This window comes from Dyadobacter sp., assembly GCF_039919315.1.
GTDB lineage: Bacteria > Bacteroidota > Bacteroidia > Cytophagales > Spirosomataceae > Dyadobacter.
On sequence record NZ_JBDSFX010000090.1, the window covers coordinates 81,135 to 94,926 of the forward strand.

At 45.5% G+C, this 13,792-nt stretch carries 16 protein-coding genes; 8 read left to right on the forward strand and 8 right to left on the reverse strand.

The window, feature by feature from the left end:
* Nucleotides 1–115: 115 nt before the first annotated feature.
* The 4 genes from ABIO93_RS25960 to ABIO93_RS25975 all read left to right on the forward strand — a co-directional run bounded on the left by ABIO93_RS25960 (nt 116) and on the right by ABIO93_RS25975 (nt 4,058).
* Nucleotides 116–493 carry a hypothetical protein gene (locus ABIO93_RS25960; protein ID WP_348072916.1) on the forward strand — a complete coding sequence of 126 codons (378 nt, stop codon included), beginning with the start codon at nt 116–118 and terminating at the stop codon, nt 491–493.
* A gap of 52 nt (nt 494–545) precedes the next feature.
* The gene (locus ABIO93_RS25965) at nt 546–2,021 is read left to right on the forward strand and encodes a tannase/feruloyl esterase family alpha/beta hydrolase (RefSeq protein ID WP_348072917.1); all 1,476 of its coding nucleotides are present in this window, start codon (nt 546–548) and stop codon (nt 2,019–2,021) included.
* 159 nt (nt 2,022–2,180) lie between these two features.
* On the forward strand, nt 2,181–2,750 hold the full coding sequence (locus ABIO93_RS25970; RefSeq protein WP_348072918.1) for a DJ-1/PfpI family protein: 570 nt from the start codon (nt 2,181–2,183) through the stop codon (nt 2,748–2,750).
* A gap of 285 nt (nt 2,751–3,035) precedes the next feature.
* On the forward strand, nt 3,036–4,058 hold the full coding sequence (locus ABIO93_RS25975) for an LLM class flavin-dependent oxidoreductase (RefSeq protein ID WP_348072919.1): 1,023 nt from the start codon (nt 3,036–3,038) through the stop codon (nt 4,056–4,058).
* Nucleotides 4,059–4,321: 263 nt separating this feature from the next.
* On the opposite strand, the gene ABIO93_RS25980 is transcribed toward ABIO93_RS25975, so the two are convergent.
* The 3 genes from ABIO93_RS25980 to ABIO93_RS25990 all read right to left on the reverse strand — a co-directional run bounded on the left by ABIO93_RS25980 (nt 4,322) and on the right by ABIO93_RS25990 (nt 5,775).
* Nucleotides 4,322–4,609 carry a hypothetical protein gene (locus ABIO93_RS25980; RefSeq protein WP_348072920.1) on the reverse strand — a complete coding sequence of 96 codons (288 nt, stop codon included), beginning with the start codon at nt 4,607–4,609 and terminating at the stop codon, nt 4,322–4,324.
* A 111-nt stretch (nt 4,610–4,720) separates the two neighbouring features.
* Nucleotides 4,721–5,110 (reverse strand): RidA family protein, encoded by a 390-nt coding sequence (locus tag ABIO93_RS25985; RefSeq protein WP_348072921.1) that lies wholly within the window; start codon nt 5,108–5,110, stop codon nt 4,721–4,723.
* Between the two features lie 95 nt (nt 5,111–5,205).
* Entirely contained in the window at nt 5,206–5,775 is a 570-nt protein-coding gene (locus ABIO93_RS25990) for a Crp/Fnr family transcriptional regulator (protein WP_348072922.1), read from the reverse strand.
* Between the two features lie 140 nt (nt 5,776–5,915).
* On the opposite strand from ABIO93_RS25990, the gene ABIO93_RS25995 reads away from it, so the two are divergent.
* From ABIO93_RS25995 to ABIO93_RS26010, 4 genes are all read left to right on the forward strand, one after another.
* Nucleotides 5,916–6,341 carry a GNAT family N-acetyltransferase gene (locus ABIO93_RS25995; protein ID WP_348072923.1) on the forward strand — a complete coding sequence of 142 codons (426 nt, stop codon included), beginning with the start codon at nt 5,916–5,918 and terminating at the stop codon, nt 6,339–6,341.
* 57 nt (nt 6,342–6,398) lie between these two features.
* Nucleotides 6,399–6,905, forward strand: coding sequence for a cupin (locus tag ABIO93_RS26000; protein WP_348072924.1), 507 nt, complete (start codon nt 6,399–6,401; stop codon nt 6,903–6,905).
* A gap of 76 nt (nt 6,906–6,981) precedes the next feature.
* Nucleotides 6,982–7,794: an oxidoreductase gene (locus ABIO93_RS26005; protein ID WP_348072925.1), complete on the forward strand. Its 813-nt coding sequence runs from the start codon at nt 6,982–6,984 to the stop codon at nt 7,792–7,794.
* Between the two features lie 20 nt (nt 7,795–7,814).
* Nucleotides 7,815–8,384, forward strand: a complete 570-nt coding sequence (locus ABIO93_RS26010) for a Crp/Fnr family transcriptional regulator (protein ID WP_348072926.1) — start codon at nt 7,815–7,817, stop codon at nt 8,382–8,384.
* A gap of 8 nt (nt 8,385–8,392) precedes the next feature.
* Here ABIO93_RS26010 and ABIO93_RS26015 read toward each other — a convergent pair whose 3' ends face one another.
* The 5 genes from ABIO93_RS26015 to ABIO93_RS26035 all read right to left on the reverse strand — a co-directional run bounded on the left by ABIO93_RS26015 (nt 8,393) and on the right by ABIO93_RS26035 (nt 13,769).
* On the reverse strand, nt 8,393–9,217 hold the full coding sequence (locus tag ABIO93_RS26015; protein ID WP_348072927.1) for an AraC family transcriptional regulator: 825 nt from the start codon (nt 9,215–9,217) through the stop codon (nt 8,393–8,395).
* Nucleotides 9,218–10,189, reverse strand: a complete 972-nt coding sequence (locus ABIO93_RS26020; protein ID WP_348072928.1) for an aldo/keto reductase — start codon at nt 10,187–10,189, stop codon at nt 9,218–9,220.
* 99 nt (nt 10,190–10,288) lie between these two features.
* Nucleotides 10,289–10,678 carry a VOC family protein gene (locus tag ABIO93_RS26025; protein ID WP_348072929.1) on the reverse strand — a complete coding sequence of 130 codons (390 nt, stop codon included), beginning with the start codon at nt 10,676–10,678 and terminating at the stop codon, nt 10,289–10,291.
* Between the two features lie 327 nt (nt 10,679–11,005).
* Complete coding sequence (locus tag ABIO93_RS26030; RefSeq protein WP_348072930.1) at nt 11,006–12,562, reverse strand: hybrid sensor histidine kinase/response regulator; 1,557 nt, start codon at nt 12,560–12,562, stop codon at nt 11,006–11,008.
* Nucleotides 12,563–12,581: 19 nt separating this feature from the next.
* The gene (locus ABIO93_RS26035; RefSeq protein WP_348072931.1) at nt 12,582–13,769 is read right to left on the reverse strand and encodes a HAMP domain-containing sensor histidine kinase; all 1,188 of its coding nucleotides are present in this window, start codon (nt 13,767–13,769) and stop codon (nt 12,582–12,584) included.
* Nucleotides 13,770–13,792: the final 23 nt, after the last annotated feature.

The window sequence follows — 13,792 nt, forward strand, 5'->3', positions numbered from 1 at the left end:
TAGCGCGAAATTATATCGTCCAGGATGAAAAATCGTTTTTGATTTTGTCGGCCATTGCGTTCAAAACGAACAAAAGGATAACCATTTAAAGGCATTAACTTAATTCTTGGTAAAAATGAAGTATCTCATAACGCTAACTATTTTAGTTTCGATTGCTCTTCCCTCAATGGGTCAGTTATTGGTTGGGAATGTCGATATCAGTAAATCTGACAGCGTTAAAATCATTGAAGTGTTAATCACCGAAAGAATGTCCAACAAGTACGTCGATGTGTTTGTTGACTTCGGGCAGAAGAGTAATTTTAGGTCTGGCTACCTGGAAAATAACTCAGATGATCAAAGATTTAATGATGCTACTACCAAAAAACCGATCCGGTTTAAGTCGACAACAGCTGTGCTGAACTACCTGGAGATCAATAATTGGGAACATTACAATTCAGTAGTCATTGCGGATAGAGGTGAAAGGCAGTTTTACTACTATTTTAGAAAAAAGTAGCTGATTCCGTATTACTGTCACTTCAAAGGCATTTTAAACAAACAATTCACGTATGAGAAAATTCTGCATTTCCTTCGCCTTCCTATTGTTTGCCTTCGTTGCCCCGGCGCAGCATGTAAAGCCTTGTAAACCCTGCGCTGAATTAAAAAACCTTCAACTTCCGGATGTTACGATTTTGGTTGCTGAGGCCAATGTCGGGGATACGATTAAAGAGCCCAATGAACCGTGGCGTGGAACTGTCGTGATACAGAAGCCTTTTTGTCGCATTCTGGGCAGGATCAGTAAGGAAATCAATTTTGAGCTCTTGTTGCCGGAGGAAAGTAACACACGTTTTCTGATGTCAGGCGGAGGTGGTTTTGTTGGAAGCATTCAGAATGATTTTCAGAGGAAGGTAGACGAGGGATTTGCCACAGCAGGCACGGACACAGGTCATGAAGGAGGTGGCGATGCCAAATGGGCGTACAACAACATGGAGCGACAGCTCAATTTCGGGCGGCTTGCCATACATCGTACGGCCGTGGTATCGAAAGCCATTATGCAAAATTTTTATTGTGCAGCACCTTCCAAATCGTATTTTGTCGGTTGCTCGCGTGGAGGCGGCCAGGCAATGATGGAGGCCCAATATTACCCGGAGGATTTTGACGGTATCGTGGCCGGGGCACCTGCATTTGCATGGCCGGCCATAGCTGCGAAATTTTTGCAACACAGTCAGCACAATTATCCGAACCCAAAAAATCTGAGCCCAGTCATTACAACAGATAATCTCAAACTTTTGCAGAAAGAAGTTCTCAAACAATGCGACCAACTCGACGGTTCGGTGGATGGGATTTTGAACAACCCAAGTAAATGCAAGTTCGATTTTTCTAAATTACCGGTATGCGCTAACGAAAAGCCGGAAAGCGTGTGTCTCACAGAAACCCAACTCGCTGCAATCAAGTCGATTTACAGTCCTTTAATAGTAAATGGTAAACAGATTTACCCAGGTTTCCCATTTGGAGGGGAAGCCGAAGGTGGTTCCTGGGACCCCTGGATTACCGCGCCTATTTCCGCCCGGCAAAAAGAGCCCAGCTTGCATCACATGTTTTCTACAAACATTTTCAAGTATCTCATCTTCAACGATTCCACTTTTAATTATTCGAAGTACGACTTCAAGGATTTTGCCGCGGAAACTGCCTATGCTTCCTCCTATCTGGATGCCAGCAGTGCCGATTACAGCGCGTTCAAAAAACGGAATGGTAAGATTATCTTTTTCCATGGATGGAATGACGCTGCCCTCTCGGCAAACGCAACTATTGAGCATTATAACGGGATATTAAAAACCGACAAAGATGCCCAATCCTTTGCGAGACTTTTTCTCCTTCCAGGAGTGCTGCACTGCGGGGGTGGACCGGGTTGCGACGATGTAGACTGGGTTAGCCTGATCATCGATTGGGTAGAAAAATCAAAAGCGCCCGATCAGGTAGTTGCGTCAAAAAAGGTTGGGGAGAAGGTTGCTACGAAGGATATTTTTGCTTATCCGAAAGAGTAGGGACGGTATCCGCACTATGGGCTGGCTTCCATCAATTCATTTCTGGCTTTGCTAATTGCACCAATCTAGGCAGGTAGGACATGCACGGTTTTGACTTATGCTTGTTTATCCGGGTAAAAATGGTGGTATTAACACCACCTGCTCTAATTCTTTTTCAACATGAATCGCAAAATCTTGATCGTCACCGGAGATGGTGGTGAAAGTTACGAAACCCTCTATGCCGTTCACCGCTTTCAGGAAGAAGGCGACATTGCCGTGATCGCCGCCCCCAGCAAGCGCCGACTTAACCTGGTGATGCACGATTTTGAAATCGGCTGGGATACATATGTTGAACGTCCCGGCTATTGTCTGGCCTCAGACCTGACGATAGAGGAGGTGGTAGTAGATGACTATGACGCTATTCTACTGTTGGGCGGGCGGGCTCCCGAATACCTGCGCAACCACAATACGCTTTTGGAAGTAGTCCGCGAGTTTGACCGGCAAGGTAAATGGGTACTTGCGATCTGCCACGGTATACAGATTCTGGTTACAGCCGGATTAGCCAAGAACCGAAATTTAACCGCTTACGAACATGTGCGTTCCGAAATTGAGATGGGTGGTGGAATATATTCTACCCAGCAGGCTGTCCGCGATGGAAATATGATAACCGGGCAGACCTGGCAGTCACACCCCGAATTCTATCGCGAAGTATTTGCCTGTTTAAAAGAAGTAGAGCTCATAGGAAACTAAATGAGTTTGATTGACGCATTCTTTAAGGTAATCAGCCCTTGCTTCCGGGTTTTCTATTCTCATAATCAGTCGGTTGTGGCTCCATGGCAATGTGCTACACACTGCGTAGCACGTTGCCTCGTCCGGACAATTAAGATAGAATTGTTCTTACTTCACTATCCTCCTTCCTATATGCCAGTAAGCTTCAAAAGTTTGTGACGGAGGATAAATTGACGGTTTAACCGCAAGGAACTTTTAACGGCTGAAAATCTTTCTAATTCTAAGCTTACTTATGAAAGACGAATTATGAAGAAAATAGGATTTTTATCGTTCGGGCATTGGTCTAACCACCCAGCATATAATGCCCGGACAGCGAGCGACACGTTGCTTCAGTCTATTGATCTGGCTGTTGCCGCCGAAGAAATTGGTTTGGACGGCGCATATTTTCGCGTACATCATTTTGCATCGCAGCTGGCATCCCCATTTCCTTTGCTTTCGGCCATTGGTGCCAAAACCAGCAAAATTGAGATCGGGACGGGCGTGATCGACATGCGTTATGAAAACCCGCTCTATATGGTGGAAGATGCAGGTGCCGCGGACCTGATTTCGGAGGGACGATTACAATTGGGTGTCAGCAGAGGATCGCCGGAGCAGGTGATCGACGGATGGCGCTATTTTGGATACGAACCGGCTGCCGGAGAAACTGACGCAGAAATGGGACGCCGCAAAGCACTCGAATTCCTTGAAAGGCTGAAAGGTAAAGGATTTGCGCAGCCTAGTCCAAACCCAATGTTTCCAAACCCGCCGGGATTGCTTCGTTTGGAGCCCTACTCGGAAGGATTGCGGGAACGAATCTGGTGGGGAGCAGCTTCCAATGCTACGGCTGTATGGGCGGCGGAAAACGGAATGTATCTGCAAAGTTCTACCCTGAAATACGACGAAGGTGGAAAGCCTTTTCACGTGCAGCAGGCCGAGCAGATCAGGCTTTATAAAGAGGCATGGAAGAAAGCGGGTCACAAGCGGGAACCCAGGGTTTCAGTGAGCCGATCCATTTTCGCTTTGATGAACGATCAGGATCGCATGTACTTTGGACAGGACGGCAGAGACCGTGATAAAATTGGCATGATCGAACAGGGCAAAAATGCGATTTTTGGCAGAGGCTATGCCGCGGAACCAGATCAGCTCATCAAGGAACTGGCGCAGGATGAAGCTATTCAGGAAGCAGATACATTGCTTTTGACGATTCCTAATACGTTAGGGGTTGATTATAATGTGCACGTGTTGGATGCTATTTTGAAGCATGTGGCGCCTGGGTTGGGTTGGAAGTGAGGTTTTAGAGAATGTTGCAGAATATATAACATTCACAGCCTGCTCCTTATCAAAATAAGCACAGCCGCAGAGCGGCTCTCTATTTATAGAAAGGCAAATAACAAATCTATTGCAAAGGCCCCAGCGGGGCCTCCTGTGAATTGGCAATCACTTAGGAGGCCCCGTCGGGGCCAATTAATTGTGATTCATTGATTTCTATAAACAGGTAGCTCGTCCGAGCTTTGCTTTGTCTTGCTGATAGAAAATCATACGCCGTTCAGATCCTAAAATACCAGTCGCAGCGCATACAAAATATAAACCAGCAGCCAGATGAAAATAGCAGCCCGCATAGCCCAAACCTTCGATTTCCAGGACTGATGGCGAAGTGCAAAGTATGCTCCGATTGCCAGACTAATCGAAATTGGAAAGGATAGGAGATGGAGGCTAAATGAGTTATCGGGTATGACGAAGTATTTTCGAATGATCAGCTTGGCGATTGAATCAAAGCTGCAATAAATCAGCATGTAAAGCCAAAAGCCCCATTTTCGTTCCTTCTCCTGAGTCTGTTCCATCTTTAAGAATATAATGGTGACTAAAATACAGACATAAAGTTTCACAGCCAAAGAAAGTCTCTTCCATCTCCGCTGATGCTTTGTTATGCGAAATGGCAAAAAAACACCTCCCTACTTCACCACCGTCGCCTCCAACTCCACACAAAGCGTCTCAAAAAGTGTCTTCACCTCCACAACCGTCGAAACCTGCTTAATTTCATTTTTAGCGATCCAGTCAGTAAATGTATCGAAGACCGAGAAAAAATCCGGGTGGTTGGTCGTGTATATATTCAGGCGGGCGATATTTTTGAGTTCGTATCCGGCCTGGCTTACGACCTGTTCGAGATTATGAATGGCCAGGAGCAGCTGGGTGCGCATGTCCGCGTCGCTCGATGTTCCGTCAGGATGCACGGCAGCCTGGCCTGCGCAGTATAATGTACTTTCGATGTGCTTCACTTCCACGCCCTGATTGTAGGAGCGTTCGTCCTGCCATTTCCAAGGATTGATTGTTCTTTTTTCCATTTTTTAGATTTGTTTGATTTCCAATGCAAACCTAGCAATCGAATCGGAAACCGTCCCGTGACCTGTGTCACGACTTTGGTGTGCGGTAAGTCACATTACAAGTCCAGTCGGCTGAGCGTTTCGCGGGAAACACCCAGATAGGCAGCGAGTTGCGTCTTGGGCACCCGTTGCAGCAGCGAAGGATGCTGGGCGACGAATTGCTTGTAGCGTTCCTGGGCGCTGGATGTCATCAGGGAAAGAATGCGGCGCTGGCCTGCCAGGAAACCAGCCGTTACTTTTTCCAGAAAGAAATGCTCGATTTTGGGCAGACCAGCCCGCAATGCATTAAAATCATCTAACGACAAACATAGCGCTTCGGTATCTTCGAGGCATTCCATGGAAAGTGTGGCTTTTGTGCGGGTGTAGTAAGCCTCGAAGTCGTTGTCCCACCAGTCTTCCATGGCGAAGGCCAGGATGGATTGCTTTTCGGTCTCTTCGTTGGTATACACCAGCTTGGTCAGACCCGACAGCAGGAAATAATTGTAGGGCACCGGCTCTCCGCGCTGCACCATAAACTGATGTTTTTTGAATTTCATGTAAACGAAATGCTTCTCAACGAATGCAAATTCCTCGTCCGTTAATGGCACCAGCTTTTCAATATGTTGCCGCAATTTTGATTGCATCATGTAGTTGTGCATTTTGGAGGCATAAATATTGGGGATTTCGGTCTTTATTCAAATCGGAGGGCTGTATTTATAGCTTTTGGGGCGCGACTGGCTTGGGTATTTTGCTTTCACTATTTTGATGCATTGAAATTGACAAACAAATGGAAATCGAAATAATTCCTTACATAGACGATCACAGGGATGCATTAAGGCAAGTCTACCTGCGTGCCCGTTTGCAGGCGTTTCCGTGGCTGGCTCCGGCTACTTTTAAGTTCGAAGATTTTGACAAGGCTACGGAAGGTGAACTGATACTCATCGCATTGTGTGAAAATCGGCCTGCCGGTTTTGTTTCCTGGTGGGCGCCCGAGAATTTTGTCCATAACCTTTTCATCGACCCCGACTATATTAAAAAAGGATTGGGGCGCACGTTGCTTTGGGAATGTTTGAACAGAACAGGCAAGCCTGCCCGGCTTAAATGTCTGATCGATAATAAAAATGCAATGGAATTTTATCAGCACCTAGGCTGGAAATTGCATAGCAAAGGGCAAAGTGATGATGGTGAATTTGCATTGCTGGTTTTTGAATGACCCGCGGTAGATTTACGCAAATTCAAAAATCAAACCTCTTAACTAATTATTACAAAAATGAAATTTGAAGTTGAAAAATATCAGTTGAGTGACGACGGAGTCATTCCCAATAGTGACCTGCCCGTGCTGGTATACCGGCAGGTTTGCATGCAAGAGGATAAGTCTGACTGGTTTGAAGCGACCTTCATCGCGAACGGCTGGACGAATAATTGGAGAGACATCATCCTTTCATACGATCATTTTCATAGCACGACGCACGAAGTATTGGGAGTGGGAAAGGGAGAAGTGCGGTTGCAGGTGGGTGGCAAAGCAGGAATCCTTTTGACGGTTGCTGCAGGTGATGTGATCGTGTTGCCAGCTGGTGTAGGTCATTGCTCCTTACCGGGGCAGAGTGGCTATGAAATTGTAGGCGGCTATCCCGATGGCAGATCCTGGGACCTGCTGACCGGAACCGAAGAGGAACGCAGGACTGCGCTGCCACGGATTAAGGCCGTCCCTGTGCCTGTTACAGATCCAATCGATGGTGTTCAGGGAACATTGACGAAATACTGGACGGCTGACTAGCGCTTTTTACCAAATGACAAATAATCCTGTTTCCGATTGCAGCACCTTTGACCTGTCAAACATCAAAAATCAAAAAATGAAAAAGACAGTCTTAATAACAGGAGCGTCGGCTGGAATTGGAAAAGCAACGGCAATTTATTTGGCACAAAATGGCTATAATGTCTATGGTGCAGCGCGAAGAATAGAAAAAATGCAGGATTTGGAAGGGCATGGAATAAAACCGATTTCTTTGGATGTTACCAATGAAGAAAGTCTTATTGCATGTGTGGAGCAAATTTTAAAGGAAGCTGGCAGCATTGATATTCTGGTTAACAATGCGGGCTCCGGCTACTACGGTGCGCTGGAAGATATGCCGATATCTGACGCAAAATATCAGATGGAGGTGAATGTTTTCGGAGTGGCACGTCTGATACAATTGGTGTTGCCGTCGATGCGGAAAAATAGATTTGGCAAAATAGTCAATATTTCCTCGGTAGGCGGTAAGGTCACGTTGCCATTGGGCGGGTGGTATCATGCAAGCAAATTTGCAATTGAAGGTCTGAGCGATGCACTTCGTAAAGAAGTGAAATCTTTCGGAATTGACGTCATTGTGATTGAACCGGGAGGAACAAAATCGGAGATGGTTGGACTTGGGACTGAGTATATGATGCAAGTCTCGGGAAATACGCCGTACCATTCTTTGGCGAAAGGCATTAGTAAAATGTACGCGAAAATAGAAAAGGACGCTGCCGAACCGAACGTTATAGCAAAATTGATTAAAGAAGGGATTGAAGCTGAAAATCCAAAGACCAGATATGTCGGTGCTTCGGGAGCAAAAATGATGCTGTTTTTTAGAAAAGTTTTGTCAGATAAACTTTTCGACAAAATGGTAATGAGTCAAATGAAATAGCCAGTATTAAATAATTGATTATGGAGGCACTTATTAATTATTTATTGCAATTCGGCAATCTGAACGCAACGCAAATTGATCTGATCAAAAGCAAAGTTGTTTTTAAAGAGATCAAAAAAGATGAATATTTTCAAGAGGCCGGAAGAATACCCCGCGAGATTATTTTTCTATTAAATGGAATCATGAGAATTTGTTATTACAACAACAAAGGCGAAGAGATCACGAAGTATTTTATGGAAGAAAATCATTTTCTGGCGGATATACTCAGTTACAATCAAGAAATCCCTTCGACGGAATATATCCAGGCTGTGACTGATTGCTCATATTTTGTTTTGTCCAAGAATGCAATGAAAGAGTTGTCCCTGACCATCATTGAATGGGACAACATCATTGCCAAGATAACCGCCAAAGGTTTCGCTGACAAAGTGAATAAGATCAGCCCAATGATGTCGGAGGATGCGAAAGAGCGCTACCTCTCATTTCTTGAAAAATTCCCGAACCTCGCTAACCGTATCCCACTGTCCTATCTGGCTTCTTACCTGGGCATTACGCAATCCTCATTGAGCAGGATAAGAAGAAATATTCGTTGACGGCAAACTCAAATGCTTTCGCCATAATTCACCGCCGTAGGTGCCATCCCAAACTTCTTCTTAAAAGAATGTGAAAAGTGTGACAGGCTTTCAAACCCCAGATCAAGATAAATGGCCGAGGGTTTTTCGCGTTTGGTTTCGATGCGGCGCTTTGCTTCCGTCAGCCGTTTGTCTTGCAGCCATTGACGGGGCGGAACACCGAATGTTTTCAGGAAATCGCGTTTGAAGGATGCCAGGCTGCGACCGGTCAGCTGCGCGAATTTTTCAATAGGAACATTGAAATGAAAATTATGCAGCATGAACTTTTCCAGGTCGATCTTGTAAGGTTGTGAAAAGTCGAATAAAAAGTTGATAAGTCCGGGTAGGGCAAGTAGTAGTAATTTAATTCCTTCCTTCACTTTCAGGATGCCCATTTCGTCGGTCATAGCTACTCCCGAGCTGCGGGCGTACGGGACAATGGATTGAAAATAGCCCCGCAGGAATTCGTTGGATGGGATCAGAAGATTGGGCGGACCGATGTATTTCTGTTCCGCTTCAAGCTTTTCTTCCAACACAATCCTTCGCAACAGGTCTTCCTGCAGGGATATCACGACTGTTTCATAATTGCCTCCGGGCCCCGGAGTTTTAGTAAGTGTACCCAGCTGGTTTCTGCCGATCAGCAGCATTTCTCCCCCGGTCATCGAAATATTTTGGGCGGAAGTTTCCAAAGTAAACTGCCCTGAAACCTGCAATATCAAGGTATGATGATTCCAGAAGCATACTTTCTCTCGCCGCTCCGTAGAGAGGTAAGAATAAAAGATCACGCCGGGGAGAATTTCTGCTGGACTGTTCATTTAGCGTTGTAAGTAAGTGCCGCCAAGTATAGCACCAGTTGCGAAAGTAGTGTTTAAACTGTTCATTTCTTCGGGCGTAAATACAATATTCATGGCCGCGATATTTTCTGGCAAACGCGACCTGCGACTCATGCTTACTAATGGCATGATGTGATCACCCTGCTCATTCACCCAGGCGATGGCAAGTTGTGTGGGCGTGAAGCCTTTGTCACTGGCCAATTGCTTCAAAACTTCGACTTTTTCCAGGTTATGAATTAGATTTTCACCTTGAAAACGAGAGAAATGGTTTTGGTAATCATTTGCTGCAAGCGGCGCTTTCATTGCTCCGGTCAATAAGCCTTCGGCGGTATTGGCGAATGCCACTACGCCAATGCCTAATTCCTTTGCAGCCGGCAACAGATCGCTTTCTATTTGACGGTCGGCCAGCGAATAACCGATTTCCAGGGCGCTGATGGGGTGAATGTCATTTGCTTTACGAAGTTGGTCAGCCGTAATTTCTGATACACCAATGTAGCGCACTTTTCCTTCCTGAACCAGGTCAGCGACGGTTCCGATGATGTCTTCTACCGGCACGCTGTCGTTCATTCGGCTGGGTTGATAGAGATCAATGGTTTCGATACCCAAACGGGTCAGTGAGTAATTTATAAAATTCTTGATAGCAATGGGGCGCAAGTCCATCCCCAGCCATTGACCGTTGTGAAAAATAGCGCCGAATTTTACACTGATGAAAGCATCGTCGCGCCTTCCTTTAATAGCTTTGCCAATTAGCATTTCATTATGACCGGCACCGTAAAAGTCTCCGGTGTTCAAAAAGTTGATACCGCTATCCAAAGCTTCATGGATCGTCGCAATAGCTTCTGCTTCGTCAGGTGTGGCACCGCCCCAGATCGAAGACATACGCATACAGCCTAAACCAAGTTTGGACACAAACGGGCCGTTTTGGCCCAACTGAATTGTTTTGATGTTTTTCATGATACAAAGATCACCTATCAAAACACACCGCTAGTTGCTTGTATGGCTCAAATGTTTTGTCTCTACGGCTCACTATAATTTTGCACTCCTCTGATGTTTTTAAGTCAAAGGACATCCAATTTCCCAGGTATGCCCGTAAGGATCTTGTAGCTTACCAATTTTCCATGATTCCTCAACAGTAACAGGGCAAATTTGAATGGCGCCTGAATGCAAAGCTTTATCGAAAATTGTATCCGGATCAGGAGTAGTCAAAACGATCCTGACGGGAGAGCCGCCGATCGTTTGCGGACTGAAATTGTTGAATTCCGGTTCTTCATCACCAATCCAGAACGACGCATTACCGACGCTGATTTTGGCCATTGTTCTGCCCTCATTCGTATACTTTTCCGGCACAGTTGCACCGAATGCATTCATGTAAAAATCTATTGCACTTAAAGCATCTTTTACAACCAGGAATGGAATAATTGTGATTTCTGTTTCAACGCTCATAGTCTGGCATACAAATTAGTTGTGAATGGTTTAATGATACCCCGCCCTAAAATGCCATGGCGTTTGCCAGTCCAGTTAACCAGTGGTAAATTAAGCAATATGAATGTAAAGTGGTGCCCCTAAGGCCTCTGGCGTTTCCAGGATTGGCCAGAACCGTTGCTCGTCCAGCTATCCGTTGGCGGTACCAAACTACATCAAACCTTGCCGGTCCTCGCAAATGGCGCTGATCAACTTATTGGAAAGCCCTTCCCGGGTAGGTAATTTCTCAAAGCGAACGGGATAAATAATCGAGCGAGCGCATTCCAAATGGAATGGCTTCGGAGACAGTTACAATGTAATAGTGAAAACAGCGCCATCATCGTTCAAAACGGAGATTTTGCCACCATGAGCCGTAACATAATGTTTGACGATGGCCAGGCCCAGGCCTGTTCCATTGCTTTTGTTTTTAGTTACAAATGGTTCAAAAAGCGTTTTGAGTAAGCTGGACGGTATACCGGGGCCATTGTCCTTGACCTGGATACTAACCGAGTCTATTAGCTTGGCGGCAATAATCTGAATGTGCGGCTGGCTCACTTTATTGTCAAGGAGTGCATCAACTGCATTGTTAACCAGGTTAATGATCACTCGTTTTAGTTTGCTCTGGTCTCCCTGAACGGTTAGTTCGTCATCAGCCTCGATCTGAATTTGAACTTTGTCAAGTCCGTCTTTTGAAGCTAGTTGTTGCGCAGCGCTCTCCAAGAGTGGTTTCACGAATACAGTTTCTTTTTCGATGGGCGTTTCTCGGATAAAATCCAGAAAGTCTTCAAATGTTTCAGAGGCCTGCCCGGCCGATCTGTCGATCATATCCAGCCACTCGCTGGTATAGCCCTCTTCGCGAATGATACCCGTCAGGAGTTGTATGCTTCCGATGGGTGGGCGCAAGTCGTGGATCAGCATGCCCATCGCCCTGCCCACAGCAGAAAGCTTTTCCTTACGAACGAGTTCTTCATTCATTTCAGCATTGCGAATAGCCTGAGCAGCATTTTGCACAAATAATTTCAACAGGTACATCTTTTCAGTTTTTAGCCTGCCATTTTTCTTGAGCACTGCAAACACTGAATACCCGTTTAAGCGCGCCAGTACCAGCTCGTCCAGTTGGATTACTTCCTCTGGGGAAATTTCTATCTCCTTAATGCGGTTGACCAGCTCTTGAAGATTAATTTTTTCTTCCATTGCGCCGATGGACAAAACCTTTTCGTAAGAAAAATCGTCCTGAAGCCTGCCCAGCAGGGCCATATCTGTACCGATCGTAGTAGCCAGCTGGTCGAGGATGTTCTTTAGCAACGAATTAAGCTGTCGCTCATTTAATCCGATGGAAGTAACGGATTCAATCAAAGTTTCCAGATTACGCAAGCGGCTATAGTCAGTGACGGCTTTGGTAGCGAGCTGAATGATTTCTTCGGAAGCATAGGGTTTGCAATGATAGCCCACATTCTGACCTGCCTGCTCTATAATCTCCTCAATGGAACGGTCAGTGAAAGCAGTAACAAAGATAATCTCAGCTTTACTGTCAAATTTTCTGATCTGTATGGCGGTTTCAAGCCCATCCCAACCGGGCATGCGCATATCCAGAAAAATAACGGCATACGGACTGTTGTTTGCAACAGATGCTTTCACTTTTTCCAGCCCCTCCATTCCATTTGATGCTTTTTCTACCTTAAAAATGGGAATATTGCTGGTAAGCGGAGCCAGAATAGAGACCGGCGCATCAAAAAGTATACTAGCGGCATCATTGATCTGCTGACTTTCAGCAGAATGATGGCGGGGCACGAGTATTTCTTCCATATTATCCCTTACCATTTCCTCGTCATCAATAATTAATACTGAAGTATTCACGTCGTTCATGTGGATGTAATATTAGTGGTTATTTCTTAATTGAAATGGTCGTTTGACTGCCCATACCTATGCCATTGCTTTCGATGGAAATACTCCCCGAATGACTTTCAATAATGGTTTTGCAATTATAAAGGCCAAGGCCGGTACCGGTACTTTTGGTAGTATATCCGCGATCAAAGAGGTGTTTTGCTGTTTGCTCGTCAAAACCTTTTCCGGAATCGGTAATCGTTAACAGGGCATTGTCTCCGATATCACTTAAATGGATACTGATTGTTTTCTCAGTCGCATCTATTTCAATCGCTTCAATACTGTTTTTAAGAATGTTGAGTAAAACCTGCATGAGCTTTGTGCGGTCTCCTTTAATTTCAACACGCTCTGGTGGTATGCTCAACGACATGTTGATCCCTTTCTTCTCGACGTTCGCAAACACCATCGAACGGCAATCATTGATGATATCTTTTAAATTAACGGGTTTTCTTTCCTGGGATTCATGCCCGCTGATGTACTGGCGCTGAATATTTAAAATGTCCTGAATATGGGTAATGAGTTGAAGCTGCTTGTCAATGGACTGACGAAGTTCATGATGGTTATCACCGATGGATTTGCTGATACCCTCGATCATATCAATGAGGGCAGTTGCTTTGGGGGCACCTATGGCAGCACTAACAGGCTCGTGCTGCTGCTTCAAAAAGATAGCTACTTTTTGCAGGTTGGCATGGTTGTCCTGTTCGATCAAACGGTTGATACGGGTTAAATAGGAGCCAAACCCGACTACTGCATTGCCTATATCGTGAATAACCTCCGATGCGATCTCGTACTTACCCTGGGCAACGGCCTGGTCTTGCTGGGCCAGTATCAGGGCTTGTTCTTCCTGTATTTTTTCGGTCATGTCTTCCACGCTCACAATCAGGCAGTCCTTGAATATTTTGGTGACTGTAAGCTGGAAATGCTTTTGGCCGTCGATGGAACCGGGATTGATGTAGGTGTATTTCTGATTAAGCATGACCAATCCCGATGGCTCTGAAAAATGGCGGATCTGCGTTACTATTTCCGGGTCGAGCGCTGATAAACAGGGGTATAGACTTGCGCCGGGTAGCAGCGTTTCGTTGGCTATCGGGTTAAGTAATTTGCCACCCATCAGGTTAATATTAGCAATCTCACCACTTTCATCCATTTCGACCAGGCCCAGTGGCGCGTGCCGCATAATTGACTTCATTTTCTCTTCTGAAGGACTAATCT